The 26,072-nt window shown below is 71.9% G+C and carries 26 protein-coding genes; 15 read left to right on the top strand and 11 right to left on the bottom strand.

The window, feature by feature from the left end:
* From KBX37_RS13205 to KBX37_RS13225, 5 genes are all read left to right on the top strand, one after another.
* Window positions 1-930, top strand: a complete 930-nt coding sequence (locus KBX37_RS13205) for a F0F1 ATP synthase subunit gamma (RefSeq protein WP_210776191.1) — start codon at window positions 1-3, stop codon at window positions 928-930.
* The gene (gene atpD / locus KBX37_RS13210) at window positions 930-2,369 is read left to right on the top strand and encodes a F0F1 ATP synthase subunit beta (RefSeq protein WP_210776192.1); all 1,440 of its coding nucleotides are present in this window, start codon (window positions 930-932) and stop codon (window positions 2,367-2,369) included. Before KBX37_RS13205 ends, atpD begins: the two co-directional genes overlap by 1 nt.
* A 212-nt stretch (window positions 2,370-2,581) precedes the next feature.
* A complete protein-coding gene (locus tag KBX37_RS13215; protein ID WP_210776193.1) occupies window positions 2,582-3,730 on the top strand; it encodes an LCP family protein in 1,149 nt (382 codons plus the stop codon).
* Between the two features lie 147 nt (window positions 3,731-3,877).
* Window positions 3,878-4,156 (top strand): F0F1 ATP synthase subunit epsilon, encoded by a 279-nt coding sequence (locus tag KBX37_RS13220; RefSeq protein WP_154942281.1) that lies wholly within the window; start codon window positions 3,878-3,880, stop codon window positions 4,154-4,156.
* Window positions 4,157-4,168: 12 nt separating this feature from the next.
* Entirely contained in the window at window positions 4,169-4,624 is a 456-nt protein-coding gene (locus KBX37_RS13225; RefSeq protein ID WP_210776194.1) for a DUF2550 domain-containing protein, read from the top strand.
* 116 nt (window positions 4,625-4,740) lie between these two features.
* Here the strand turns inward: KBX37_RS13225 and KBX37_RS13230 are convergent, their stop codons facing one another.
* Together KBX37_RS13230 and KBX37_RS13235 are read right to left on the bottom strand one after the other, a co-directional pair.
* Window positions 4,741-5,157: a VOC family protein gene (locus KBX37_RS13230; protein WP_210776224.1), complete on the bottom strand. Its 417-nt coding sequence runs from the start codon at window positions 5,155-5,157 to the stop codon at window positions 4,741-4,743.
* The gene (locus tag KBX37_RS13235; protein ID WP_210776195.1) at window positions 5,154-5,726 is read right to left on the bottom strand and encodes a cob(I)yrinic acid a,c-diamide adenosyltransferase; all 573 of its coding nucleotides are present in this window, start codon (window positions 5,724-5,726) and stop codon (window positions 5,154-5,156) included. Before KBX37_RS13235 ends, KBX37_RS13230 begins: the two co-directional genes overlap by 4 nt.
* Here KBX37_RS13235 and murA point away from each other — a divergent pair.
* Both murA and KBX37_RS13245 read left to right on the top strand, forming a co-directional pair.
* On the top strand, window positions 5,725-7,167 hold the full coding sequence (gene murA, locus KBX37_RS13240) for a UDP-N-acetylglucosamine 1-carboxyvinyltransferase (RefSeq protein ID WP_210776196.1): 1,443 nt from the start codon (window positions 5,725-5,727) through the stop codon (window positions 7,165-7,167). The genes KBX37_RS13235 and murA overlap by 2 nt on opposite strands.
* Window positions 7,168-7,260: 93 nt before the next feature.
* Window positions 7,261-8,109, top strand: a complete 849-nt coding sequence (locus KBX37_RS13245) for a 3-hydroxyacyl-CoA dehydrogenase family protein (RefSeq protein WP_210776197.1) — start codon at window positions 7,261-7,263, stop codon at window positions 8,107-8,109.
* Between the two features lie 133 nt (window positions 8,110-8,242).
* Here KBX37_RS13245 and KBX37_RS13250 read toward each other — a convergent pair whose 3' ends face one another.
* Window positions 8,243-9,439: an MFS transporter gene (locus KBX37_RS13250; protein WP_210776198.1), complete on the bottom strand. Its 1,197-nt coding sequence runs from the start codon at window positions 9,437-9,439 to the stop codon at window positions 8,243-8,245.
* A 58-nt stretch (window positions 9,440-9,497) separates the two neighbouring features.
* Here KBX37_RS13250 and KBX37_RS13255 point away from each other — a divergent pair, with 58 nt between their 5' ends.
* Window positions 9,498-10,451: a helix-turn-helix domain-containing protein gene (locus tag KBX37_RS13255; protein ID WP_210776199.1), complete on the top strand. Its 954-nt coding sequence runs from the start codon at window positions 9,498-9,500 to the stop codon at window positions 10,449-10,451.
* A 40-nt stretch (window positions 10,452-10,491) separates the two neighbouring features.
* On the opposite strand, the gene KBX37_RS13260 is transcribed toward KBX37_RS13255, so the two are convergent.
* Entirely contained in the window at window positions 10,492-11,337 is an 846-nt protein-coding gene (locus KBX37_RS13260) for an ABC transporter permease (RefSeq protein ID WP_210776200.1), read from the bottom strand.
* Window positions 11,334-12,182, bottom strand: a complete 849-nt coding sequence (locus KBX37_RS13265; protein ID WP_210776201.1) for an ABC transporter ATP-binding protein — start codon at window positions 12,180-12,182, stop codon at window positions 11,334-11,336. Before KBX37_RS13265 ends, KBX37_RS13260 begins: the two co-directional genes overlap by 4 nt.
* Before the next feature lie 151 nt (window positions 12,183-12,333).
* Here KBX37_RS13265 and KBX37_RS13270 point away from each other — a divergent pair, with 151 nt between their 5' ends.
* Entirely contained in the window at window positions 12,334-14,343 is a 2,010-nt protein-coding gene (locus KBX37_RS13270; protein WP_210776202.1) for a protein meaA, read from the top strand.
* 40 nt (window positions 14,344-14,383) lie between these two features.
* Here KBX37_RS13270 and KBX37_RS13275 read toward each other — a convergent pair whose 3' ends face one another.
* The 4 genes from KBX37_RS13275 to KBX37_RS13290 all read right to left on the bottom strand — a co-directional run bounded on the left by KBX37_RS13275 (window position 14,384) and on the right by KBX37_RS13290 (window position 17,203).
* A complete protein-coding gene (locus tag KBX37_RS13275) occupies window positions 14,384-14,686 on the bottom strand; it encodes a DUF1540 domain-containing protein (protein WP_210776203.1) in 303 nt (100 codons plus the stop codon).
* Window positions 14,687-14,759: 73 nt separating this feature from the next.
* Entirely contained in the window at window positions 14,760-15,209 is a 450-nt protein-coding gene (locus KBX37_RS13280; RefSeq protein ID WP_210776204.1) for a DUF4878 domain-containing protein, read from the bottom strand.
* A 47-nt stretch (window positions 15,210-15,256) separates the two neighbouring features.
* Complete coding sequence (locus KBX37_RS13285) at window positions 15,257-16,177, bottom strand: polysaccharide deacetylase family protein (RefSeq protein ID WP_307849056.1); 921 nt, start codon at window positions 16,175-16,177, stop codon at window positions 15,257-15,259.
* Between the two features lie 171 nt (window positions 16,178-16,348).
* Window positions 16,349-17,203 (bottom strand): helix-turn-helix transcriptional regulator, encoded by an 855-nt coding sequence (locus tag KBX37_RS13290; protein WP_210776205.1) that lies wholly within the window; start codon window positions 17,201-17,203, stop codon window positions 16,349-16,351.
* Window positions 17,204-17,302: 99 nt separating this feature from the next.
* Here KBX37_RS13290 and KBX37_RS13295 point away from each other — a divergent pair, with 99 nt between their 5' ends.
* Complete coding sequence (locus tag KBX37_RS13295; protein ID WP_210776206.1) at window positions 17,303-18,067, top strand: SDR family oxidoreductase; 765 nt, start codon at window positions 17,303-17,305, stop codon at window positions 18,065-18,067.
* 556 nt (window positions 18,068-18,623) lie between these two features.
* Window positions 18,624-19,214 carry a hypothetical protein gene (locus KBX37_RS13300; protein ID WP_210776207.1) on the top strand — a complete coding sequence of 197 codons (591 nt, stop codon included), beginning with the start codon at window positions 18,624-18,626 and terminating at the stop codon, window positions 19,212-19,214.
* Window positions 19,215-19,344: 130 nt separating this feature from the next.
* Here the strand turns inward: KBX37_RS13300 and KBX37_RS13305 are convergent, their stop codons facing one another.
* Window positions 19,345-19,962: a DUF4126 domain-containing protein gene (locus KBX37_RS13305; RefSeq protein WP_179805899.1), complete on the bottom strand. Its 618-nt coding sequence runs from the start codon at window positions 19,960-19,962 to the stop codon at window positions 19,345-19,347.
* A 71-nt stretch (window positions 19,963-20,033) separates the two neighbouring features.
* Here KBX37_RS13305 and nucS point away from each other — a divergent pair, with 71 nt between their 5' ends.
* Window positions 20,034-20,693, top strand: coding sequence for an endonuclease NucS (nucS, locus tag KBX37_RS13310; protein ID WP_088964445.1), 660 nt, complete (start codon window positions 20,034-20,036; stop codon window positions 20,691-20,693).
* Window positions 20,694-20,705: 12 nt separating this feature from the next.
* On the opposite strand, the gene KBX37_RS13315 is transcribed toward nucS, so the two are convergent.
* Window positions 20,706-22,205 carry an aldehyde dehydrogenase family protein gene (locus KBX37_RS13315; RefSeq protein ID WP_210776208.1) on the bottom strand — a complete coding sequence of 500 codons (1,500 nt, stop codon included), beginning with the start codon at window positions 22,203-22,205 and terminating at the stop codon, window positions 20,706-20,708.
* Window positions 22,206-22,454: 249 nt separating this feature from the next.
* Between KBX37_RS13315 and KBX37_RS13320 the strand changes: the two genes are divergently transcribed.
* The 3 genes from KBX37_RS13320 (at window position 22,455) to KBX37_RS13330 (ending at window position 26,052) form a co-directional block, all read left to right on the top strand.
* Window positions 22,455-22,940 (top strand): FHA domain-containing protein, encoded by a 486-nt coding sequence (locus KBX37_RS13320; RefSeq protein ID WP_210776209.1) that lies wholly within the window; start codon window positions 22,455-22,457, stop codon window positions 22,938-22,940.
* 136 nt (window positions 22,941-23,076) lie between these two features.
* Window positions 23,077-24,141 (top strand): alpha/beta hydrolase, encoded by a 1,065-nt coding sequence (locus KBX37_RS13325; RefSeq protein ID WP_247657897.1) that lies wholly within the window; start codon window positions 23,077-23,079, stop codon window positions 24,139-24,141.
* Between the two features lie 120 nt (window positions 24,142-24,261).
* A complete protein-coding gene (locus KBX37_RS13330; RefSeq protein WP_210776211.1) occupies window positions 24,262-26,052 on the top strand; it encodes a 3-hydroxyacyl-CoA dehydrogenase family protein in 1,791 nt (596 codons plus the stop codon).
* Window positions 26,053-26,072 lie beyond the last annotated feature (20 nt).

Consider the following 26,072-nt stretch of genomic DNA (forward strand, 5'->3'; position numbering starts at 1 on the left):
ATGGCTGCCCAGGTTCGCGTTCTTCGCCAGCGGATCCGCTCGGCGAAGGGGATGAAGAAGATCACCAAGGCGATGGAGCTCGTGGCGACGAGCCGGATCGCCAAGTCCCAGGCCCGGGTGGAGGCGTCCCTGCCGTACGCCCGGGCCATCACGGGCGTGCTCACGGCGCTGGCGTCCAACGCGCGGATCGACCACCCGCTGCTCACCCCGCGTGAGCGGGTGCGGCGGGCGGGCGTCGTGCTGGTCACCAGCGACCGCGGCCTGGCCGGCGGTTACAGCTCCAACGCGATCAGGACGGCGGAGTCGCTGATCGCCCGGCTCAAGGCCGACGGCAAGGAGCCGGTGCTCTACGTCATCGGGCGCAAGGGCGTCACGTTCTACCGGTTCCGCAACCGGCCGATCGAGGCGAACTGGACCGGGTTCTCCGAGCAGCCGACGTTCGCCGACGCCCGCACCGTGGGCGAGACGCTGATCAAGGCGTTCTCGGCCGGTGCGGACGACGTCGACGGCGGCGCCGGGGCGGACGGGGTGCTCGGCATCGACGAGTTGCACATCGTCTACACCGAGTTCCACTCCCTGATGACCCAGAACCCGGTCGCGAAAGTCATCGGCCCGATGCAGGTCGAGGACCGTCCGCGGTCCGAGGGTCTGCTGCCGGCGTACGAGTTCGAGCCGGAGGCCGAGGCGCTGCTCGACGCGCTGCTGCCGAAGTACATCAACACGCGGATCTACGCGGCGTTGATCGAGTCGGCGGCGAGTGAGTCGGCGGCGCGGCGGCGGGCGATGAAGAGCGCCACCGACAACGCCGAAGAGATGGTCGAGAAGTACACGCGTGAGATGAACTCGGCCCGCCAGGCCGGGATCACCCAGGAGATCAGCGAGATCGTCGGCGGCGCGAACGCGCTGGCCGCGTCGGGAAGTGAAGTGTGATGACTGCACCAGTGGAGACCAAGACGGCCACGGGTCGCGTGGTCCGGGTCATCGGCCCGGTCGTCGACGCCGAGTTCCCGCGCGACGCCATGCCGGCCCTGTTCAACGCCCTGCGGGTGGAGGTGAAGCTCGCCGGCGGCGGGAAGACGCTGACCCTGGAGGTCGCCCAGCACCTGGGTGACAACATGGTCCGCGCGATCTCGATGCAGCCGACCGACGGCCTGGTCCGTGGTTCGGAGGTGCGCGACACCGGCTCGGGGATCAAGGTTCCGGTGGGCGACGCGGTCAAGGGCCACGTGTTCAACGCGATCGGCGAGGTCCTCAACCTCACCGAGGGCGAGACGCTCAGCCCGGACGACCACTGGCAGATCCACCGCAAGGCCCCGGCCTTCGCGGACCTGGAGCCGAAGACCGAGATGCTGGAGACCGGCATCAAGGTCATCGACCTGCTCGCCCCGTACGTCAAGGGCGGCAAGATCGGCCTGTTCGGCGGTGCCGGCGTGGGCAAGACGGTGCTCATCCAGGAGATGATCACCCGAGTCGCGAACAACTTCGGTGGTACGTCGGTCTTCGCCGGCGTGGGTGAGCGGACCCGTGAGGGCAACGACCTCATCGCCGAGATGACCGAGTCCGGCGTCATCGACAAGACGGCGCTGGTCTTCGGTCAGATGGACGAGCCGCCGGGCACCCGGCTGCGGGTGGCGCTGTCCGCGCTGACCATGGCGGAGTACTTCCGCGACGTGAAGAAGCAGGAGGTGCTGCTCTTCATCGACAACATCTTCCGCTTCACCCAGGCCGGTTCCGAGGTCTCCACGCTGCTCGGCCGCATGCCGAGCGCCGTGGGTTACCAGCCGACCCTGGCCGACGAGATGGGCGAGCTCCAGGAGCGGATCACCTCCGTCCGGGGCCAGGCCATCACCTCGATGCAGGCGATCTACGTGCCGGCGGACGACTACACCGACCCCGCCCCGGCCACCACGTTCGCCCACCTGGACGCGACCACCAACCTGGAGCGGTCGATCTCCGACAAGGGCATCTACCCGGCCGTGGACCCGCTGGCGTCCTCGTCCCGGATCCTGGCCCCGGAGTTCGTCGGCGCCGAGCACTTCCAGGTCGCCACCGAGGTGAAGCGGATCCTGCAGCGCTACAAGGACCTGCAGGACATCATCGCCATCCTCGGTATCGAGGAGCTCTCCGAGGAAGACAAGATCACCGTGGCCCGGGCCCGGCGGATCGAGCGCTTCCTGTCGCAGAACACCTACGCCGCCGAGCAGTTCACCGGCGTGCCGGGCTCGACGGTCCCGATCAGCGAGACCATCGAGGCGTTCAAGAAGATCAGCGAGGGCGAGTACGACCACTTCCCCGAGCAGGCCTTCTTCATGTGCGGCGGTCTCGAGGACCTGGAGCGCAAGGCGAAGGAACTGATGTCGGAGGGCTGAGAACTCCGCCACAACTGACGAAGGCCACCCCGGCTCGCCGGGGTGGCCTTCGGCCATTGCGGGCCTGATCGGACCGGATGTCCGATTGTCGGGAGAGCGATTCCCACGACGGCGGGGTACCGTTTCGAGCGCGACGCCCGCCAATCGGCGTCGATCCGGTGCAACTTTTCGGCTGCGTCCGCCCGTCCCTTGAGTTGTGGGCGTGACGACGAATGGAGAAGCTCGTGGGTAAGGCCGGCAAGGGCGGCGGCAAGCCGTCCATGTGGTCGGGCGTGCCGCGGTGGGCCAGGACGTGCACCATTTTCGGCGCCGTGCTCATGCTGCTCAGCGGCGTGGTGCTGGTCGGCTACGAGGCGTTGCTGGCCCGGTACGAGGGCGCCGTCGGCAAGGCCGACCTCTTCGGCGACCAGGCGGCCGGGGCGCAGGAGCGCAAGAGCGACGTCAAGGGCCCGCTCAACATCCTGCTGGTCGGCACCGACCCGCGCAAGCCGGAGGACCGGCCGCTGGCCGACTCGATCATGGTGCTGCACGTGCCGGAGACGATGGACCGGGCGTACCTGTTCTCCCTGCCCCGCGACCTGTACGTCGACATCCCGGAGTTCGACAAGGCCGGCTACTCCGGCGGCGCCGGGAAGCTCAACGGGGCCATGTCGCACGGCAGCGTCGTGCAGGGGCAGAACCCGAGCGCCCCGCAGGGCTTCGAGCTGCTCGCCAAGACCGTGCAGAACGTGACCGGCATCGAGCGGTTCGACGCCGGCGCGATCATCAACTTCACCGGCTTCCAGAAGATCGTCGACGCGATGGGCGGCGTCGACATGTACATCGAGCGGGACGTGCGGTCCGAGCACCGCGAGCCCGACGGCACGCACCGCAAGGGCAACCCGAACGGCCCCGGTTACATCGGGCCGCAGGCGGAGTACACGAAGGGCAACCAGCACCTGAGCGGCTGGCAGGCGCTGGACTACGTGCGGCAGCGCTACCCCAAGAACGGCGTCCCGGACGGCGACTACGGCCGCCAGCGCCACCAGCAGCAGTTCATCAAGGCGATGGTCAAGCAGGCGTTCAGCGCCGACGTGGTGACCAACCCGATCAAGCTGGACCGGGTCATCCGGGCCGCGGGCCAGTCGCTGACCTTCAACGGCCGGGGCAACAGCGTGGTCGACTTCGCCGTCGCCCTCAAGGGTGTGCGCCCGGAGAACGTCGAGCTGATCAAGCTGCCGGGGGAGGGGATCGGCACCGGCAGCGCGTACCGGGGCGAGCGGCTGCTGCCGGCCGCGGACGACTTCTTCACCGCGCTGAAGAACGAGCAGCTCGACGCGTTCCTGCTCGAACACCCCGAGTTCCGCAACCGGAACAAGTGACCTTCGCGCCACCGCCGGGCCGGCCTCCCGCCGGCCCGGCTCCGCGTGTCCCGACACCGGGTGGCGCAGGTCTCGCCACCCGCGTTGGGGCGCTCCCGGCGGCGGGACTAGACTTTCGACATTCCGCCGCCGCAGCAAGGAGACAGCGTGGCACAGCAGCTTCACGTCGAGCTCGTAGCCGTCGAGGAGAAGGTCTGGTCGGGCGAGGCCGAGATGGTCGTCGCCCGGACTACCGAGGGTGAGCTGGGTGTGCTGCCCGGGCACGCGCCCCTGCTCGGCCAGCTGGCGGAGCCCAGCCAGGTCCGCATCAAGCAGGTCGGCGGCCAGCAGGTCGCGTACGACATCGCCGGCGGCTTCCTGTCGGTGACCGGTGAGGGCGTCACCGTCCTCGCCGAGAGCGCCTCCCCGGCCACCCCCGCGCGCTGAGCCGATCCGCCGATGGAGATCGTGGAAGGGATCGGAATCGGCTTTGCGGTGGTCGTCGCCGCGATCCTGATCCTCTTCATCCGGCGGGCCCTGGTCACCCGTAGCGGAGGCATCATCCGGCTCGGCGTCCGGGTCACCACGGTGCTCGACGGCCGGGGCTGGTCGCCCGGCTTCGGGCGCTTCGCCGGCGACGAGCTCCGGTGGTACCGGATGTTCAGCTTCGCCCTGCGACCCAAGCGGGTGCTCTCCCGCAAGGAGCTGGTGGTGGAGCGACGGCGCCTGCCGGAGGGGCAGGAGCGTCTCTCGATGCCCGCCGACTGGGTGATCCTCCGGTGTACCAGTCACCACGCTCCGGTCGAGATCGCCATGGCGCGTTCCACCGTCACCGGATTCCTCAGCTGGTTGGAGGCCGCCCCGCCCGGGGCGGCCTCGCCGCGTGTGGCCTCCCAGGACTGGCCCGCGGCCTGACCTCCCGGTTCTCCGGTGTTTCCGGGGAGCCCACCCGCTCCGGGCGGTCAGGCTTGATCCCTCCGCGGGCGGGCTCCCCGGAAACACCTCACGTGTCCGGCGCCGTCAGACGCTTCTTACCGTGGGCCGTTACCGGTTTCGTCGGAGGCGACCAGCTCGACTTCGTACCCGTGGGTGTCGGTGAGGTAGGCGGCGTAGGTGTCCGGGCCGCCGGCGTGCGGGTGGCGCTCGGGGAAGAGCAGTGTCCAGCCGTGCGCGGGTGCGGCCGCGACCAGCCGGTCCACCGCGGCGGGCGGACCGGCGTGGAACGCGAGGTGGTTGAGCCCGGGGGCGAGCCGGTCGTGCGCCCGCCCCGACAGCGCGGGAGACTCCTCCAGCACCAGGTACGTCGGGCCGAGCCGCCAGGACCGGCCGGCGGGCCAGTCCTGGTACGGCGTCCAACCCAGCTCGCCCAGCAACCAGCCCCAGCTCGCCCGGGCGGCGTCGAGGTCGGGCACCCAGACCTCGACGTGGTGCAGCGCGCCGACGCTCAGCGCCTACCGCCCGGCACCCATAGCACATCTCCGTCCGGATTTGCCGTTCTTGACAGGATGAACAGCAGGTCGGAGAGGCGGTTGAGATACTTTGCCGGAAGGGAGCTGGTGCGATCCGGGTCGTGCGCGACCAGTGCCCAGGCGGCCCGTTCGGCGCGCCGGGCGACCGTCCGTGCCACGTGCAGCAGCGCCGCGCCAGCGGTGCCGCCGGGGAGGATGAAGGAGTCGAGCTTGCTCAGGCGTGCGTTGTATTCGTCGCACCAGCCCTCGAGGCGCTCCACGTACTCCTCGGTGACCCGCAGCGGCGGGTACGCCGGATCCGGCTCGACCGGGGTGGCCAGATCGGCGCCGACGTCGAACATGTCGTTCTGGATCGACCCCAGCACCGCCCGGAGCTCCTCGTCGAGCTGCCCCAGGGCGAGCGCCACGCCGATCGCGGCGTTGCACTCGTCGACGTCCGCGTACGCGGCGATCCGCGGGTCGGTCTTCGGCACCTGCTCGTTGTTGCTCAGCCTGGTCATGCCGGCGTCGCCGGCCTTGGTGTAGATGCGCGTGAGGTGGACGGCCATGACGCACAGCCTACGGATACCGGACCTGACGATCCCGGCACGGCCGGACCCCGCCCTCGGCTGGCCGGGCGGAGCGGGGGCCGGCGACGCCGGCGACCAGGCGGTCAACGACGTCGACGTCATCCGGGTCGGCGGTGACGCCCGGCTGGCCGGCACCGTGCACGTGGTCGGTGCCAAGAACTCCGCGCTCAAGTTGATGGCCGCCGCGCTGCTCGCCCCGGGGCGCAGCGTGATCACCAACGTCCCCCGGATCACCGACATCGCGATCATGGGGGAGGTGCTGCGCCGGCTCGGCTGCGGCGTGCGGTTCGAGGCGGACGATCCGGTCGACCCGATGGTCGCCCGAGGTGGGACCGCCCGGTCCCGCTCGGTCGTCATCGACGTCCCGGAGCGGCCCGGCGTGGAGGCCGACTACGACCTCGTCCGCCGGCTGCGCGCGTCGATCTGCGTGCTGGGCCCGCTGCTGGCCCGTCGCGGGCACGTCCGGGTGGCCCACCCGGGCGGGGACGCGATCGGCTCCCGGGGGCTGGACATGCACATCTCCGGGCTGACCCGGATGGGCGCGGACATCTCCGGTGAACACGGCTTCGTCATCGCATCGGCTCCGGACGGCCTGCACGGCGCGGAGATCGTGCTGGACTTCCCCAGCGTGGGGGCGACCGAGAACCTGGTGATGGCGGCGGTGCTGGCCCGCGGCGTGACGGTGATCGACAACGCGGCCCGGGAGCCGGAGATCGTCGACATCTGCACGATGGCCAACCAGATGGGCGCGCGGATCTCCGGCGCGGGCACCTCCACGCTGCGGATCGTCGGGGTGCCCGAGCTGCACCCGGTGCGGCACGCCACGGTGGGGGACCGGATCGTCGCCGGCACCTGGGCGTTCGGCGCCGCGATGACCCGGGGAGACGTCACCGTCACCGGCGTGGACCCGGCCTACCTGGAGGTCGCGCTGGACAAGCTGGTCTCGGCCGGCGCACTGGTGGAGACTCGCGGCGACGCCTTCCGGGTACGCGCCGACGACCGGCCCGCCGCCGTCGACGTGGTCACCCTGCCGTACCCGGGCTTCGCCACCGACCTGCTGCCGATGGCGATCGGCCTGGCCGCGGTGAGTGACGGCGCCTCCCTGATCACCGAGAACATCTTCGACGGCCGGTTCATGTTCGCCAACGAGATGATGCGGCTGGGGGCGGACATCAAGACCGACGGCCACCACGCGCTGGTATGCGGTCGCGACCGCCTCTCCGGCGCCCCGGTACGCGCCACCGACATCCGGGCCGGCGCGGGTCTGATCATCGCGGGGCTCTGCGCCGAGGGGGTCACCGAGGTCTCCCACGTGTACCACGTGGACCGGGGCTATCCGGACTTCGTGGCCGACCTGCGGGCGCTCGGTGTGCGGGTGGAGCGGGGGACCGCGCCGGAGGCCCCGGACCTCACCATCTGACCGGCTCCGCCGCCGCGGCCGGTGCCTTAGCCGTCGTTCAGGCTCGCCGACTAGGGTGCAGACAGACACTCAATCGCAGCGAGGGAGAAGCAGATGGCGGGTCGACTCGCGGTCGTCGGTGCCGGGCTGATGGGTTCGGGCATCGCCCAGGTGGCGGCGCAGGCGGGCTGGCAGGTGACGCTGCGCGATCTGGACGACGCGGCCACCAAGCGGGGCGTCGACGGCATCCGGAAGTCGCTGGAGAAGTTCGCCGAGAAGGGCCGGATCGACGCGTCCGAGGTCGAGGCGACGCTGGGCCGGATCACCCCCACCACCGACCTGGAGGCGGTCGCCGACGCGGACATCGTGGTCGAGGCGGTCTTCGAGCGGCTGGAGATCAAGCACGAGGTGTTCCGCGCGCTGGACAAGATCTGCAAGGCCGACGCGGTGCTGGCCACCAACACCTCGGCCATCCCGGTCACCCAGATCGCGTCGGTGACCGAGCGGCCGGAGGCGGTCGTCGGCACCCACTTCTTCTCACCGGTGCCGATGATGAAGCTCTGCGAGCTGGTCCGGGGCTACAAGACCAGCGACGAGACGCTGGCGACGGTGAAGGCGTTCGCCGAGGGGATCGGCAAGACGGTCGTGGTGGTCAACCGGGACATCGCCGGTTTCGTCACCACCCGGCTGATCGCGGCGCTGGTCGTCGAGGCGGTCAAGCTCGTCGAGTCCGGCGTGGTGTCGGCCGAGGACCTGGACACCGCCTGCAAGCTCGGTTTCGGCCACGCCATGGGTCCGCTGGCCACCACCGACCTGACCGGCGTGGACGTGCTGCTGCACGCCTCGAAGAACATCTACACCGACACCGCCGACGAGAAGTTCTTCCCGCCGGAACTGCTCCAGCGCATGGTCACCGCCGGCGACCTGGGCCGCAAGACCGGCAAGGGCTTCTACACGTACTGAGCCGACCTCGACGCCGGGCGCCGGCGGCGCTCGAACCGCCCAGGGCGGGTGGCCGCCGGCGCCTTCGTCCTGCACCGGGCCGTCGCCGCCGGATCGCACCTCGGTACGGCCGGTGAGGTCGCCGGGAGCGTGCTCACGCCGGTGGCGTCGGTATCGCCGGAACGGGTTCGGGTGCGGTCCGTCGCAACCCCGAGGTGAGCGCGACGGTGGCGGCCAGCGACGCCCCGGCCAGCAGCGCGACGGCCCAGTACGCCGGGACCAGGTCCGCGACCGTACCGGCGAGCGCGGCGCACACCGCCTGCCCGGCCAGCATGCCGTTGTGGTGCAGGCCGAGCACCTGGCCACGGGCCTCGGGTGGCGAGTGGGCGATCAGCCGCTCCTGCAACGGCAGCCCGGCGGCGAAGCCGACCGAGGCGATCAGTGCGACGACCATGGCCAGTGGTAGCGGCGGCGACAGCAGGAAGACCAGATAGGGGACTGCGAGCAGCAACCGCAGTGCGGGAACCCACCGCTCCCGCCGGGCCCCCGTCAGGAACCGCCCCACCACCACGTCCCCGATCAGCATGCCGAGGGCGGCAGCGGCGAACAGGAAGCCGGCGCGGTCACCGGCGTACGGGACGAAGAGCGCCTCGCACCCGACGATCAGACCGTTGGGTACCCACAGGTTCAGGAACAGCGAGCGGCGGCCCGGGTCTGCCCAGAGTTCCTTGTTCACCCGCACGGTGCGCGCGATCGTCGTCCGCTCGGTGACCCGGACCGGGCGTTCGGACAGCCCGAACCAGCCCACCGCGGCGGCCACCGCCCGGAGCACCGCGGCGAGCAGGAACACCTGGTACGGGGTCAGCAGGACGAGCAGGGCGCCGGCCAGCCCGAACCCAGCGATCTGCATCACCCCGACGCTCGTGTTCATGGTGGCCCGGGCCAGTACGTAGGCGTTGGCCGGCAGGATGTCGGTGAGCAGCGCCCACCTGGCCCCACCGGTGATCGAGCCGACGTACGCGCTGACGAAGATGATCGTGAAGCGGGCCCACAGTGGCAGCCCGGGCACGGCCTGCACCGCCGCTCCGACGGTGACCAGCACCGCAGCGAGGGTCAGCGCCCGGCGGGGCGGCAGGCTGTCCGCGGCCGACAGCAACGTCAGGCTGCCGAGCACGCCGGCCAGCGGTGCGCCGAACATGCTGAGCGCGGTGAGTAGTGCCGAGCCGGTCGACGCATAGGTCAACGCGCCCAGCGCCAGCGCTGACGTGGTGTGCGCTGCGATCCCGGCGCAGTTGGCGAGGAACAGGTTGCGGAACTCACGGGCCGCGAACAGGTCTGCGTACGTTCTCACGAGCACGATCGTGTGGGCCGCCGAGTGGATCTCCTAGAGTTACGTCTGGAGGCGAAACGTGGGCGTCTGGCAGGTGCCATCGGATCTGCTCGCGCGCAGCCGCTTCGCGGTCTCGCCGATGGTCGACACGGTCGCCGCGCTGCACGCGCTGTATCACCCGCGTACGCCCTGGCAGCGTGCCTGGCGAGAGCGCCACATCGAGGCGTTCCGGCGGATGCTGGCCGCCCGGCCCGTGGCCCGGGCGCTGCTGCCCGCGTCGTTCAACCCCCGGTGGACCGCGGACTTCCTCACCATCGCACCCGCCTCGCCGGAACCGACGTTCCCGGCGGAGTTGGCGTCCGTCGCGCGGTTGTCCGACGAGCAGATCCGAGCCGACCTGCGGGTCACCCGCCCGGCGCCGCTCGCCGCCGAGTTGCTGGCGGACGGTCTCGCCGATCAGGTGGTGGAGCTCCTCGCCTGGGTCTGGACGCACACCGTCGAGCCGGAGTGGCCGGAGCGGGAACGCCGGTTACGGGCGGACATCGTCGCCCGCACCGCCACGCTGAGCACGGGCGGCTGGGCGGGGGTCTTCGCCGACCTCAATCGCGACATGCGATGGCTGGGCGACGGTCGTCTCCAGATCAACGACTACCCGGAGCCGCCGCTGTCGCTGGACGAGGCCGAGCAACTGGTCTTCGTGCCGGCACACTGCCGTCGCGGCTGGGTGGTGTGGGACGTGCCCACCCGGTTCGGGATGGTCTATCCGGCACGCGGAATCCTGGTGGATCCCACCTCACCGGCACCCGACGGTCTCGCCCGGTTGATCGGCGCGAACCGGGCCAACATCCTGGCCAGGCTTGATGCGCCGCTGAGCACCTCGCAGCTGATGGCGGTGACCGGGCTGTCCCTCGGGACGGTGAGTGACCACCTGCGGGTGCTGCTCGACGCGGGCGCCGTCAGCAAACGGCGGTCCGGGCGCGAGGTGCTCTACTGGCGTACGCCGCTCGGTGCCGCGCTCGTCGCCGGCGGGTGAGCGGGCCGGCCGACCGGCGGTGCCGGAACCCTCCGGCGGATCAGCCGTCGCGCCTGGTGGTCCAGCGGAAGGTGGTCAGGCAGAGCACCAGGCCGATCACGCACCACAGCGCCAGCACCAGGGCGACCCGGCCCAGCTCGAAGGAGCCGCCCGGCTCCTGCGCGCCGAAGCTCTCCGGCAGGAAGACCGCCCGCAGCCCCTGGCACATCCACTTGAGCGGGAAGAGTGCCGCGACCTGCTGCATCCAGGTGGGCAGCTCGGTGAAGACGAAGAACACCCCGGAGATGAACTGGAGCACCAGGGCGACCGGGGTGACCACGGCCGACCCGCTGCGCGCGGTGCGGGCCAGCGAGGAGATGGCGATGCCGCACAGGGTGCAGGCGGTCACCCCGAGCACGGCGACCCAGCCGAAGGTGAACCACTTCGCGGCGGTGCCGGGCAGGTCGAGGTCGAACAGCGTCACGGCGACGGCCAGCAGCAGCGCGGTCTCCGCGACGCCGATCGCCACCACCATGATCACCTTGCCGGCGAACCAGACCCACTTCGGCATCGGCGTGCCCCGGTAGCGCTTGAGCACCCCCCGGTCCCGCTCGATGGGGATCCAGATGCCCAGGTTCTGGAAGCTCACGGTCATCAGCCCGGTCGCGATCATGCCGGTGATGAAGTACTGGGTGTACTTCACCCCGCCGCCGACGGTGCCGTCGAAGATCGCCGCGAAGATCAGGATCATGATGATCGGGAAGCCCATCGTGAAGACGACGGACTCCCGGCTGCGCAGGAACTGGGTGATCTCCAGCCGGCCCTGCCGCAGCGCGAGGGCACCGGGCCCCACCCGCCGGCCACCGGTGGCAGCGACCGGGGCTGCCGGCTTCGTCGTGGTCGTCATGACTGTCCGATCATCCGCAGGTAGACGTCTTCCAGGGTCGGCCGGGTCACGGTCAGGCCGGGGACCTCGCCGCCGCAGCGCGCGGCCAGCTCCGCCACCAGCGCCGTCGGCGTCGCGCTCTGCGCGGTCTGCGGCGTCCCGTCCGGGGTACGCCAGGCCACGGTCGCCAGGGCCTCCTGCCGGTTGCCCAGCCGGTTCGGCGGGGCCACCTCGATCAGCCGACCGCCGGCGATCACCCCGACCCGGTCGGCGAGCGACTCGGCCTCGTCCAGGTAGTGGGTGGTCAGCACGATGGTGGTGCCGGCGGCCGCCAGGTCCCGGATCAGCTCCCAGAACTCCCGCCGGGCCTCCGGGTCGAAGCCGGTGGTCGGCTCGTCGAGGAAGAGCAGCTCGGGGCGGCCGATGATGCCCAGCGCCACGTCGAGCCGGCGCTTCTGCCCGCCGGAGAGGGTGTGGGTGCGGGCCTTCGCCTTGCCGGCCAGCCCGACCCGCTCGACGACCTTGTCCGGGTCGTCGGCGTCCGGGTAGAAGCCGGAGAAGTGTCGGACCACCTCGGCCACGGTCAGCTCGTCGAACTCGCCGGTGCCCTGGAGCACGATGCCGACCCGGGACCGCCAGTCGGCGGCCGGCTGGGCCGGGTCGCTGCCCAGCACCGAGACCTCGCCGGCGTCGCGCTGCCGGTAGCCCTCCAGGATCTCCACCGTGGTGGTCTTGCCCGCGCCGTTCGGGCCGAGCAGGGCGAACACCTCGCCGCGCCGGACGTCGAGGTCGACCCCCGCCACCGCGACGGTGTCGCCGTACGCCTTGCGCAGTCCCCGTACGGAGATCGCGAGCTCGTCATCCATGACGTCCAGTGTGCGACCTGGGACGCCGTCCCGGCCGGCCGGGGTGTGGTGGTGTCGGCCATGTCGCGTCGGCCGTGCCCGGTGGTCCGCTCCATGGACCTGTGTGGTTTTCCACAGCCCGTTTTACTGAACGGTAACTTAAACTCCGGCCATGGACGAGAAGGCACTCCCGGGCCGGCTGCCGGAGCGCGACCGCCCCTGGGTGATGCGCACGTACGCCGGGCACTCCTCCGCCGCGGCCACCAACGCGCTCTTCCGGCGCAACCTGGCCAAGGGCCAGACCGGTCTGTCGGTCGCCTTCGACCTGCCGACCCAGACCGGGTACGACCCGGACCACGAGCTGGCCGCCGGCGAGGTGGGCCGGGTCGGGGTGCCGGTGGCCCACCTGGGCGACATGCGGGCGCTCTTCGACGGCATCCCGCTCGCCGAGATGAACACCTCGATGACCATCAACGCGCCGGCGATGTGGCTGCTCGCCCTCTACGGCACGGTCGGCGCGGAGCAGGGCGCCGAGCTGTCGCGCTGCGCGGGGACGACGCAGAACGACATCATCAAGGAGTACCTGTCCCGGGGGACGTACATCTTCCCGCCGGCGGCGTCGCTGCGGCTGACCGCCGACGTCATCGCGTACACGCTGCGCGAGATGCCGCGCTGGAACCCGACGAACATCTGCTCGTACCACCTGCAGGAGGCCGGCGCGACGCCGGTTCAGGAGGTCGGCTTCGCCCTGGCCACCGCCGTCGCCGTGCTGGACGAGGTCCGCGACTCCGGCCAGGTGCCCGCCGAGCGGATGGGCGACGTGGTCCAGCGGATCTCGTTCTTCGTCAACGCCGGGGTGCGCTTCGTCGAGGAGATCGCCAAGATGCGCGCCTTCGGCGCGCTCTGGGACGAGATCACCCGCGAGCGCTACGGCGTCCAGAACCCCAAGCAGCGTCGCTTCCGCTACGGCGTGCAGGTCAACTCGCTGGGCCTGACCGAGGCGCAGCCGGAGAACAACATCCAGCGCATCGTGCTGGAGATGCTCGGCGTCACATTCTCCCGGGACGCCCGGGCCCGTGCGGTGCAGCTGCCCGCCTGGAACGAGGCGCTCGGCCTGCCCCGCCCGTGGGACCAGCAGTGGTCGCTGCGGATGCAGCAGGTGCTCGCGTACGAGTCGGACCTGCTGGAGTACCCGGACCTCTTCGAGGGCTCGCACGTGATGACCGCGCTGGTCGACGAGATCGTCACCGGCGCCCGCGTCGAGCTGGAGAAGGTGCTGGAGATGGGCGGCGTGGTGGCCGCCGTGGAGACCGGCTACCTCAAGAGCGCGCTGGTCGCCTCGCTGGCCGAACGGCGCCGCCGGATGGAGTCCGGCGCCGACGTGGTGGTGGGCGTCAACCGGTACACCGAGACCGAGCCCTCGCCGCTGACCGCGGCCGGTGCCGAAGCCGTCGAGCAGGTCGACCCGGCGGTCGAGGCGGCCGCCACCGCCTCCGTACGCGAATGGCGGGCCGGCCGGGACGCGGCGGCGGTCGACGCGGCACTGGCCCGGCTCCGGGCGGACGCCGCGACCACGGCGAACCTGATGCCGGCGACGCTGGAGTGCGTGCGGGCCGGGGTGACCACCGGCGAGTGGGCCGGCGCGCTGCGCCAGGTCTTCGGCGAGTACCGCGCGCCGACCGGGCTGACCGGCGCGGCCGGGGTCGGCGGGGACGCCACCCTCGTCGCGGTCCGGGAACGGGTCGCCGCCACCGCCAGCGAGCTGGGCAGCGGCCGGCTGCGGCTGCTGGTCGGCAAGCCGGGCCTGGACGGGCACTCCAACGGCGCCGAGCAGATCGCGGTACGCGCCCGGGACGCCGGCTTCGAGGTGGTCTACCAGGGCATCCGGCTGACCGCCGGGCAGATCGTCGCCGCCGCCGTCGAGGAGGACGTGGACCTGGTCGGGCTCTCGGTGCTCTCCGGCTCGCACCTCGCGGCCGTGCCGGCGGTGCTGGACGGGCTGCGCGCGGCCGGCCGCGCTGACCTGCCGGTCGTCGTCGGTGGCATCATCCCCGCCGGGGACGCCGAGGCGCTGCGCGCCGCCGGGGTCGCCCGGGTCTTCACCCCGAAGGACTTCGCCCTGACCGGGATCATCGACGAACTGGTCGGCGTGATCCGCCAGGCGAACGGTCTCACCGCCTGACCGCGGCCCACCGCCCGCGCGACCGCCCGGTCGCGCGGGCTCACACGGTCAGCGGCTGGTACGTCACGCAGTCGGCCATGTCCTGGTCCGGGGCGACGGTGATCGCCGGGGCGTGGCACTCCAGCTCCGAGTTGTGCCGGCAGTCCGACCGGCTGCACGCGCCCACCTGCGCGATGAGCTGCTCGATCCCGCCCCGCACCGGCATCTCGACGAAGGTGTGGCAGTGGGCGTGGTCGCTGCTGCCGACGGTGATGGCGAAGGCATGGCAGTCGTTGGTGCGGTTGTAGGCGCAGGACACCACGGTGCACTCCTGCACCCGGGGCCTTTCGATCGATGTGGTCATGACGGCCTCCCTCTCGACTCCTGTGCCGATGGTAGGCATTTGCCCGACTTCGGCGCGGAGTTCGGCGGCACCGTCACCCGCACAGGCGCCAGGCCCCGTCCTCCTTGACCAGCGTCAACACCTGAGTGCTCGTGCCGCCGGTCTCCGTCGTCAGCCGCACGGTGGCGGCGCCCTGGACCCGGCCGTTGGTGTTGTTGACCGTCAGCCCGGCGACGTCGTAGTCGACCAGGCGCGGCTCGGCCTCCCACCGCCGGCGGAACTCGGCCAGCGACGTCCGCTCCCGCTCATCCCGGCAGAGCAGGTCGTACGCCCGCTGGTGGTCGCCGCTCCGGATGGCGTCCAGGTAGCTCGTGGTGGCCTCCCGGACCGGCCCGACCGCCTCCTTCGCCGCGCCGTAGACGAAGAAGCCGCCGACCGCGCCGCCGAGGCAGCAGAGCGCCAGCACCGCGCCCACCACGATCAGGACGATCCGCAGGGTACGGCGATTGTCGCGCGGGGGCACCGGGATCGGCTGGTACGTCATGGCCGCAGGCTAGGCGGGTCGCGCAAACCCGCCGCCCGCGCTCCGGCTCACCGGCCCAGCACCTCGGAGAGCGGGGCCGGTTCCAGACCTCGCTCGGCCAGCCCGGCCAGGATGCGGGGCAGTGCCTCGTCGGTCATCGCCGCGTTCGCCTCGGTGACGTGCAGGATGATCACCGAACCGGGCCGGACCTGGCTCAGCACCGCCCGGACGATCGGCTGCCAGGCGGTGGCGAACGGATCGCCGCTGACCACGTCACCGTCCACCACGGTCAGTCCGAGCGGGGCCAGCTCGGCCAGCGCCGTCCGGTCGTGGCAGAGGCCGGGGAAGCGGAAGTAGCGGGTCTGCCGGCCGCCGTACCGGCCGATCACCTCGAAGGTCCGCGCCACGTCCCGGGTCATCTCCCGCCGGGGCAGCGGCGTCAGGTGGTAGCAGCGCGGGGTGAACGCCGCGTGCCCGTAGGTGTGGTTGGCCAGCTCGAAGCGCGGGTTGGCGGCGAGCCGGCGGGTCAGCTCCGGGTAGTCCTCGACCCACTTGCCGGTGAGAAAGAAGGTGGCCGGGACCCGCTCCCGTTCCAGCAGCTCGACGATCGCCAGGTTCGCGTACGACGGCGGGTGCGGCCCGCGCAGCTGCCGGCGCATGGTGTCGGTCATGTCGGCGTCGAAGGTGAGCGCCACCTTGCGCCCGGTACGCGGACCGTGGTCGACCACCGGCGGCAGGGTGCCCGGCGGCGTCGCCCCGGGCAGCCCGGAGTCCTCCCCGGGCCGCCCACCGTTGCCGGGCTGCCCGCTCTGCCCGGGGGCCGGCGGTACGGCGGTCCCGCCCGCCGTGGCCGGTCCGTTGCCGGCCGGCGCCTTCAGCACGGCCCGTACCGGGGCCCGGTGGGGCGCGGGACCGACGAGGAGCGCGACGATGGCGGCCAGCGCGAGGGTGGCGGCGGTGAGCAGGAGGCGGGAGTTCTTCGCGAGCACCGGGTGATCATGGCAGTGGGGGCGGTCTCGTGGTGGCCCCCGAACGGCCCCTTCCGCCCGGCGGCCGGTCCGTCGGCGGATCTGCCGCCCGCACCCGCGCTTCGGCCCGGACCCCGGCCGCGCGATGTGCGGCGGGCCCGAGGTGTGGTCGCACGGCGAGGTGCGGCGGGGCTAACCGGGTGTGGTGTCGGCGGGGAAACGCTCGTGCCCCAGCACGGCGAGCAGCCGCAGCTTCTCGTGGCCCTCGCTGCGCGGTGGCGCGGTGAGCACGAGCAGCGCCTGGGCCTGGTCCTCGGTGAACAGGACCTGGCAGTCCAGCTCGATCGCGCCGAGTTCCGGGTGGATGAGCGTCTTGTGGTCGGCGAAGCGCTGCGCGACCTCGTGCCGCTCCCACAGCTCGGCGAACTCCGGGCTCGCCTTCTGCAGCGCCCGCACCAGCTCACCGGCGCGCGACCGCGGGCCCATCGACCCGTACGCGGCGCGCAGGTTGGCGACCTGAACGCGGCTCTGCCGGGGGCGGTCGTCCTCCGGGTAGCGCAGCCGCTCGGCCGGGTCGGTGAACCACCGGTAGATCTCACTGCGGGCGAGGCCCGTGTAGCCCGACCGGTCCCCGAACAGGGCTTCGGCCATCCGGTTCTGCACGAGGACCTCGCCGAGGTTGGACAGGATGAGCGCCGGGGTGTCGTCGAGCCGGTCCAGCACGCGCAGCAGCGCCGGGGCGACGTGCGTCGCCGTCGTCACCCGCGCCGGGGCGTTGTGCCCCGCCACCCGGAACAGGTAGTCGCGCTCACCGGTCGTCAGCCGCAGCGCCCGGGCCAGCGCGGCGAGCATCTGCGGGCTCGGCTGCGGGCCGCGCTGCTGCTCCAGCCGGGTGTAGTAGTCGGTGGACATGGCGGCCAGGGCGGCCACCTCCTCGCGCCGCAGGCCCGGCGCGCGCCGCCGCGCGCCGGCTGCCAGCCCGACGTCCCCGGGCTGCAGCGCCTCCCGGCGGCGGCGGAGGAAGTCGGCCAGGGCTGCACGGTCCATGATCCGAGTATCCGCCTGCCGCCGGGACGAACCAGGGATTGCCGATCCCCCGATGAGCGCTCTCTTCATCCACCCCGGCGGACCGGTGAAGGTGGGTGCATGAACATCTCCGGAAACACCGTCTTCATTCCCGGCTCCACCAGCGGGATCGGCCTCGCCCTCGCCCTCGAACTGCAGGCCAGGGGGAACACCGTCATCGTCGGCGGCCGCCGCACCGATCTGCTGAAGGAGATCGCCGCCGAGCACCCGGGCATCGACACGGTCACGATCGACACGGCGGACCCGGTGAGCATCGCGTCGGCCGCGCGGGAGGTGCTGGCGAGGCACCCGGACCTCAACGTCCTCGTCACCATGGCCGGCATCATGCGCGTCGAGGACTGGCACCAGCCCGAGACGTTCCTCGCCTCCGCCGAGGCCGTGGTGAACACCAACGTGCTCGGTCCGATCCGGCTCATCGCCGCGTTCGTCGAGCACCTGCGGGCGCAGCCGGACGCCACGATCATGACGGTCTCGTCGGGCCTCGCGTTCGCGCCGCTCAAGGTCACCCCGAGCTACAACGCGTCGAAGGCCGCGATCCACCTGCTCAGCGAGTCGATCCGGCTGCAGCTCGCCGACACGACCGTGAAGGTCGTGGAGCTCGAACCGCCGGCCGTGCGTACCTCGCTGCTGCCCGGGCAGGAGCACAGCGAGTTCGCGGTGCCGCTGGACGAGTTCGTGGCGGAGGTGGTCGGGCTGCTGGAGGCGCAGCCCGAGGCGAAGGAGATCCAGGTCGAGCGGGTCAAGTTCCTCCGGTACGGCGAGGCGCGCGGCGACTACGACCAGGTGGTCGAGACGCTGAACGCCGCCGACCCGCACGGAAAGTAGCGACGAGGGGTGATACCTCAGAGGCATCAATATGACTCTGAGGTATTACGCTGTTTCGGTTCCGCCGTGCCGACGAGACACGCGCGTGGCGGCTCGGGGGAGTAGTCGGCGCGCATGTCCGGTTCGGGGCCCGCACCGGCGTGCCCGGCTGACCGGCCCCGGTTGGGCATCGGCGTGCCGGATGTCCGGTTGCACGGGCCCGCTGGACGTGCCGGATGTCCGGGTCTGGGCTAGCTGGTCCGGGCCGTCCCGTGACCGGCGGCACGGCGGTGGAATGGTGGCCGGGCCGGGGTCGTTACACCCTCTGGACGATCGCAGCAGCAAGCCCGCTGGCCTGGCCCGATCACCTGGGTCGCCTGGGGATGCGGGCCCCGGAATGATGGTGGGCCGCCGGTCGTTACACATGGACCCGGCACCCGAGCCCCCGCTCGTGAAGCCTGCCGGACCGAAGACTTTCCCCTTGTATGTGTGAGCGCCTGCTCGTGGTGCTTACGCCGCCTGTCATGTCGATCCCCCGGTCGACCGGCGGCGTCAACCCCCTGAAGGAGCTTCCCCCATGAACACCACCATTCTGCGTAAGAGCGTGCTGGGTATCGCTGGTCTGGCCTTCGCCGGTGGCGTCTTCGCCGGCCCCGTCACCGAGGCCCACACCAACCCGGCCATGGACGCCAAGCCGGTCGCCGTGGTGCAGGCCGACAAGCCCGGCGTGGACAAGCTGATCCCGCACGGTGTGCAGGGCAAGCAGTCCCACATCGACCTGGACGACGAGCAGACCGCCAACGTGAAGGCGATCATCGCGGCGACGAAGAAGTCGGGCATGGACGAGCGGGCCGCGGTGGTGGCGATCGCGACCGCCCTGCAGGAGTCGAAGCTGGAGAACCTGGGTCACCTGGGTGCCCGTAACGACCACGACTCGCAGGGCCTGTTCCAGCAGCGCCCCTCGAGCGGTTGGGGCACCGTCGAGCAGATCACCGACCCCGAGTACTCGACGATGGCGTTCCTGAAGGGTCTGAAGCAGGTCGACGGCTGGCAGGACATGCCGCTGACCAAGGCCGCCCAGACCGTGCAGGTCTCGGCCTACCCGGACCACTACGCCCAGTGGGAGAAGCAGGCCGCCGACCTCGTCGCCAAGCACTGGAACAACTGACCCACCCTGAACCAACACGCTGGCCGGCACCCCCAACCCGGGGCGCCGGCCAGCGGCATATCCGCCCGGGAACCCACCCCGTCCAAGATCGCCCCGGACCGGACCCGACCACCCTGTGGGCGTAGCCGGGTCAGACGCGGAAGCCGGCCGCGCGGGCCGCCTGGCGTTCCCGGCGGCGGTCGGAGCGGCGTCGCAGGAACCAGAAGAGGAAGGCCACCAGCCCCAGCAGGAAGGCCAGCACCAGCACCGGCAGCACGATCGCCACCAGGGACATGACCACGCTGGTCGCGTCCTCGGCGGTGCTGGCCACCGGCGCGCCGAAGCCCGCGGTGGTGGCGTTGACGACCGGCCGGGCGGCCGACTTCAGCAGGTGCACGCCGAGCGCGATGACGACACCGGTCACCACCGGCACCCACTGGTGGGACGAGAAGAAGCTCCCAGGGTCGCTGACCGTCACGGTCTCCGAGCTGGCGCCGGCACCGAAGGCCAGGCCGCCGGCGGTCGGGCGGACGACGGTCTGCACGAGGTCGTTGACGTGGTCGACCACAGGCACCTTGTCGGCGACGACCTCGACGGCGAGCAGCACCGCCAGGATCAGCACGACCCAGCCGTTGCCCAGCCACTGCCAGCCGCTCGGCAGCTCGATCAGGTCGGTGTAACGGGCGAGCAATCCCATGATGATCAGGGGGATGTAGGCGTTCAGGCCGGCCGATGCCGCGAGACCGGTACCCGTGAGAACTTCGAACACGAAATCAGCATCGCACCGGCGCGCCAGGTCCGCTCGGTGGCGACGGCCGGGTCCTCGGCTACCCTCGTCGGGTGCGGCTGGTGATTGCGAAGTGCTCGGTGGACTATGTCGGACGGCTCTCGGCTCACCTGCCGCTGGCCACGCGGCTGCTGATGGTCAAGGCGGACGGCTCGGTGTCGATCCACGCCGACGACCGGGCGTACAAGCCGCTGAACTGGATGAGCCCGCCCTGCCGGCTCGAGGAGGCCCCGGGCGTCTGGCGGGTGGTCAACAAGGCCGGTGAGGAGCTGCGGATCACCCTGGAGGAGATCTTCCAGGACACCTCGTACGAGCTGGGTGTCGACCCGGGCCTGCGCAAGGACGGCGTCGAGGCGCACCTGCAGGAGCTGCTCGCCGCCAATCCGGAGACCCTCGGCGAGGGCTTCACCCTGGTCCGGCGCGAGTACATGACCGCCATCGGCCCGGTCGACCTGCTCTGCCGGGACGCCAACTCCGGCGCGGTGGCCGTGGAGGTGAAGCGGCGCGGCGAGATCGACGGCGTGGAGCAGCTCACCCGCTACCTGGAGCTGATGAACCGCGACCCGCTGCTCGCCCCGGTCTCCGGCGTCTTCGCCGCGCAGGAGATCAAGCCGCAGGCCCGCGTGCTCGCCACCGACCGGGGGATCCGGTGCGTGGTGGTCGACTACGACAAGCTGCGCGGCATCGAGCGCGACGAGCTGACCCTCTTCTGAGCCGACGCCGGCTCAGCGCCGGCCGTACATCACCTTGGCGGCCTTGACCAGGCGCGCCACGTCGGCGGGGGTCCGCTCGAAGGTCATCGACGGCAGCAGCGACCGGGCTCGTCGCCGGGTGATCGACTTGGCCCGGCCGAACTCGCGCAGCCCGTCCTCACCGTGGATCCGCCCGAAGCCGGAGTCACCCACCCCGCCGAACGGCAGGGTGGACATGCCGGCGAAGGTGAGCGCCGAGTTGACCGAGGCCATGCCCGAGCGCAGCCGCCGGGCGATCGCCACGGCCCGCTTGCGACCGAAGACCGAACCCCCCAGGCCGTACGACAGCGCGTTGGCCCGGCGTACGGCCTCGTCGGCGTCGCTCACCCGGCTGATCGTCAGCGTCGGGCCGAAGGTCTCCTCGCGGACGGCGGCCGAGGTCTCGGGGACGTCCACCAGCACCGTCGGGTGCACGTACGGCGGCTGGACCGCGCCCGGCCCGCCGAGCACGGCGCGGCCGCCGGCGGCGACGGCGTCGTCGATGTGCCGCCGGATCACGTCGAGCTGACTGGGCATGGTGATCGGGCCGATGTCGGCGCCCTCCGCGCCCACGGTCAGCCGGCCGGCGCGGGCGACCACCTTGTCGACGAAGGCGTCGTAGACCGGCTCGACGGCGTAGACCCGCTCGATGCCGATGCAGGTCTGGCCCGCGTTGGTCAGCGCGCCCCAGACGCACGCCTCGGCGGCCGCGTCCAGGTCGGCGTCGGCGTCCACGATCATCGCGTCCTTGCCGCCGGCCTCCAGCAGCACCGGGGTCAGCGACTCGGCGCAGGCCGCCATCACCTTCTTGGCGGTGGCGGTCGAGCCGGTGAAGGCCAGCTTGCCCACGCCCGAGCGGCACAGCGCCGCGCCGACGTCGCCGAGACCCTGCACCGCGGTCAGCACCGGCTGCTCCGGCACCACCTCGGCGAAGGCGTCCACCAGCCACTGCCCGACGGCCGGGGTGTACTCGCTCGGCTTGAGCACGACGGCGTTGCCGGCGGCGAGGGCGTACGCGGTGGAGCCGATCGGGGTGAAGACCGGGTAGTTCCACGGGCCGATCACCCCGACCACCCCGTACGGCTGGTATTCGAGGTGGCCGGAGAACTCGGCCAGGATCAGCCGCGAGCGGACCCGGCGCGGCCCCAGCACCCGGCGGGCGTTGCGGGCGGCCCAGTCGATGTGCTCGATCGCGGTGAGGATCTCGACGATGGCGTCGGCGACCGGCTTGCCGCCCTCGACGTGGACCAGCTCCGCCAGCTCCTCGATCCGCCGGGCGAGCAGGCCGCGCCAGCGCAGCAGCCGCTCCCGGCGCCCGGTGAAGCCCAGACCGGCCCACCACTCGCCGGCGGCCCGGGCCCGCTCGACCGCGCGGGCGACGTCGTCGGGGGTGGCCACGGGGAAGCGGCCGGCTTCGGCGCCCGTCGCGGGGCTCGTCGAGACCAGCCGATCGCCCTCGATGACCGGGGTGCCGGGGACATGCACAGCCGTCATGGCGGAAGTCTAGACCCGGAGATTACCCACCGGTAGGGGTGGCCGGAGCGGTCCTCGGCCGCCCGTCGTGGACCGGCGTGCCGCGCGCCGCCGACCGTCGCCGCCTCCGCCGCGCCGTCCGCTCGCCGCCGACCGGTTAGCGGGAGTTGTCCAGCCGGGGTCGCGGAGGTGTCCGCGCGGGTGGTGAGGTGGGTGGCTGGGACCTGGCACGCTGACGCGGGGCGAGGGTGGGTGGGGAGCTGACTGTCCATGGAGGATCATCCGGAACTGACACCGCTGCTGACGGTGGCGGGTGGGGCGATGCGCGGGGCCAGCTTCCGGCTGAGCCCACGGCCGCAGGTCATCGGCCGCGCGCCGACCGCCGACATCGTGGTGACCGACCCGCACCTGAGCCGGCGGCACGCCGAGGTGCGGCTGACCGACGCCGCGGCCGTCCTGGTGGACCTGGGCTCCACCAACGGCACCTGGCTCAACGACCGGCGGATCACCGGCCCGGAGCAGCTCTGTGACGGTGACGTGGTCCGGCTCGGCCGTACCGAACTGCGCTTCTTCGACCCGGGCCTGGCCACCACCGATCCGGTGGGGCTGCGCTTCGCCGGCGGGGGCCCGGTCCGCCGGGATCACCGGCCGACCCTGCCGCTGCCGCTGGCCACCCCCGCCACCGCGCCGCCCGACGCCTGGCCCGCCGGCGGCGAGCCGGTCGGGTCGGCGGCCGGGACCGACGTCGCCCCCTGACCTGCCGCCGCGTCCCTGACCTCCGGAGACGGTGCCGCACCCCGGTCGTCGTGCGCGGCGCGGCACAGCCGGCCGCGCCGGATCGTGGGCGCCCGGCTTATGGACCGGGCAACGCCGCCGTGGCAGCATGCCGCGGATGGAGATCGAGCAGCGGACCGTGACGGCGAACGGCATCACCCAGCGGGTACGGGTGGCCGGGCCGCCGGACGGCGTGCCGGTGCTGCTGGTGCACGGCAACGGCTCCTCCTCGGCGTTCTGGGAGCCGCTGGTCCGCCGGCTGCCCGCGACACTCCGGGTGGTCGCGCCCGACCTGCGCGGGTACGGCGACACCGAGACCGCCCCGGTAAACGCGACCCGGGGACTGGCCGACTTCGCCGACGACGTGGCCGCCCTGCTCGACGAGCCGGGTCTCTTCGCCGCCGGCGCGCGTCCGGTGGTGGTCGGGCACTCCCTCGGCGGCGGGGTGGCGATGCGGCTGCTGGTCGACCACCCGGACCGGGTGGCGGCCCTGCTGCTGGAGGCCCCGGTGTCGCCGTACGGCTTCGGCGGCACCCGCGACCTCGACGGCACCCCGACCACGCCGGACTTCGCCGGCACCGGCGCCGGCTCGGTGAACCCGGACTTCGTGGCCAGGCTCGCCGCCGGCGACCGGAGCGCGGACGCTCCGACCAGCCCGCGCAGCGTGCTGCGGACGACCTACGTCGCCGACCCGGCCTCGCTGGGCCAGGACGAGGAGCTGCTGCTGGACAGCCTGCTCTCCACCGCCACCGGCGACGACAACTACCCCGGCACGGCCGGCACCTCGCCGCACTGGCCCGGCACCGCGCCCGGGTCGCGGGGCGTGCTCAACGCGCTCGCCCCGGCCCACTTCCGGCTCGCCGAGGAGCTGGTCGCCGTCGAGGTCAAGCCGCCCGTCGCCTGGGTACGCGGCGACGCCGACGTGATCGTCTCGGACACCTCGCTGTTCGACCTGGCGTACCTGGGGTCGCTGGGGATGGTGCCGGGCTGGCCGGGGGAGCAGGCGTGCCCGCCGCAGCCGATGGTCGGGCAGACCCGGGCGGTGCTGGACCGGTACGCCGCGGCCGGCGGCACCTACCGGGAGGTGGTACTTCCCGGCTGCGGGCACAGCCCGCACGTGGAACGACCGGCCGAGTTCGTGGCCGAGCTGCTGGCGCTGACGGGGGTGCCGGCGACGAACTGACCCGGTGCGTGAAATATCCCACGGCGTCTCGACAACGCAGCGTCGCGTGGCAGACTCCGGCGCATAACCTTAGTCGCCGTTCAAGTCGGCGGGGTGCGGAGCAACCAGGGGAGGCCGGTCGTGGCGCGCGAGTTCACCAGTGTGGGTGTGGTGGGTCTGGGCACCATGGGTGCCGGCATCGTCGAGGTGTTCGCCCGCAAGGGCATCGACGTCGTCGCGGTGGAGATCTCCGAGGCCGCCCTGGAGCGCGGCCGGACCACCCTCACCGGCTCGACCGACCGGGCCGTCGCCAAGGGCAAGCTCGCCGAGGCCGACCGGGACGCCCTGCTGTCCCGGGTGCACTTCCAGGTCGGACTGGACGCCCTGCACTCGGTGGACCTGGTCATCGAGGCCGTCCCCGAGCACCTCGACCTGAAGCAGCGGATTTTCGCCGAGCTGGACCGGGTCTGCAAGCCCGAGGCGATCCTGGCCACCAACACCTCCTCGCTGAGCGTCACCGAGATCTCGGTCGCCACCACCCGGCCCAACCAGGTGATCGGCATCCACTTCTTCAACCCCGCCCCGGTGATGAGGCTGGTCGAGGTGGTCCGCACGGTGGTCACCTCCGCCGACGTGGTCGCCGACGTCGAGGCGCTCTGCGAGCGGCTCGGCAAGGTCGACGTCACCATCAACGACCGGGCCGGCTTCATCGCCAACGCGCTGCTCTTCGGCTACCTCAACCACGCCGTCAGCATGTTCGAGTCGCGGTACGCCACCCGCGAGGACATCGACGCCGCGATGAAGCTCGGCTGCGGCCTGCCGATGGGCCCGCTCGCGCTGATGGACCTGATCGGCCTGGACACCGCGTACGAGATCCTGGACACCATGTACCGGCGGGGCGGTCGCGACCGCCGGCACGCCCCGGTGCCGCTGATCAAGCAGATGGTCACCGCGGGTCTGCTCGGTCGCAAGTCCGGCCGGGGCTTCTACACCTACGAGCGGCCGGGTTCCCCGGTGGTCGTACCCGACGAGCAGACGCCCGTGGCGTCGGAGTCGGCACTCGCCGACGGCGCCCGGGGGATCGCCAAGGTCGGCGTGGTCGGCTCCGGGACGATGGCCACCGGCATCATCGAGGTCTTCGCCAAGGCCGGCTACGAGGTCGTCTCGGTGACCCGGGGCGCGGAGAAGTCCGCCAAGGTCTTCGAGTCCGTCAAGACCTCGCTCAACAAGGGCGTGGTGCGCGGCAAGCTCAGCGAGGCCGACCGGGACGCGGCGCTGGGCCGGATCAACTGGTCCGCCACGCTGGAGCACCTGGCCGACGTCGACCTGGTGGTCGAGGCCGTGGTCGAGGAGCTGAGCGTCAAGAAGGCCCTCTTCGCCAGCCTCGACGAGATCTGCAAGCCGGGCGTCGTGCTCGCCACCACCACCTCCTCGCTGCCGGTGATCGACGTGGCGATGGCCACCCAGCGGCCGGCCGACGTGGTGGGGCTGCACTTCTTCAACCCGGCGCCGATCATGCCGCTGATCGAGGTGGTGCAGACCATCCGCACCTCGGCGGAGACCACCACCACCGCCAAGGCGGTCTGCGCGACCCTGGGCAAGACCGGCGTGGTCTGTGGTGACCGCTCCGGGTTCATCGTCAACGCGCTGCTCTTCCCGTACCTGAACGACGCGGTGAAGATGCTGGAGGCCAGCTACTCCACCGCCGACGACATCGACTACGCGATGAAGCTCGGCTGCGGCTACCCGATGGGCCCGTTCGAGCTGCTCGACGTGGTCGGGCTGGACGTCTCGCTGGCCATCCAGAAGGAGCTCTACCTGGAGCTGCGCGAGCCGGGCTTCGCCCCCGCGCCGCTGCTGGAGCACCTGGTCACCGCCGGCTACCTGGGTCGCAAGAGCGGCCGCGGCTTCCGCGACCACACCCGTCGCTGACCCCGGTCAACACGCCGCCC

The organism is Micromonospora sp. U56, from assembly GCF_018070095.1.
Lineage (GTDB): Bacteria > Actinomycetota > Actinomycetes > Mycobacteriales > Micromonosporaceae > Micromonospora > Micromonospora purpureochromogenes.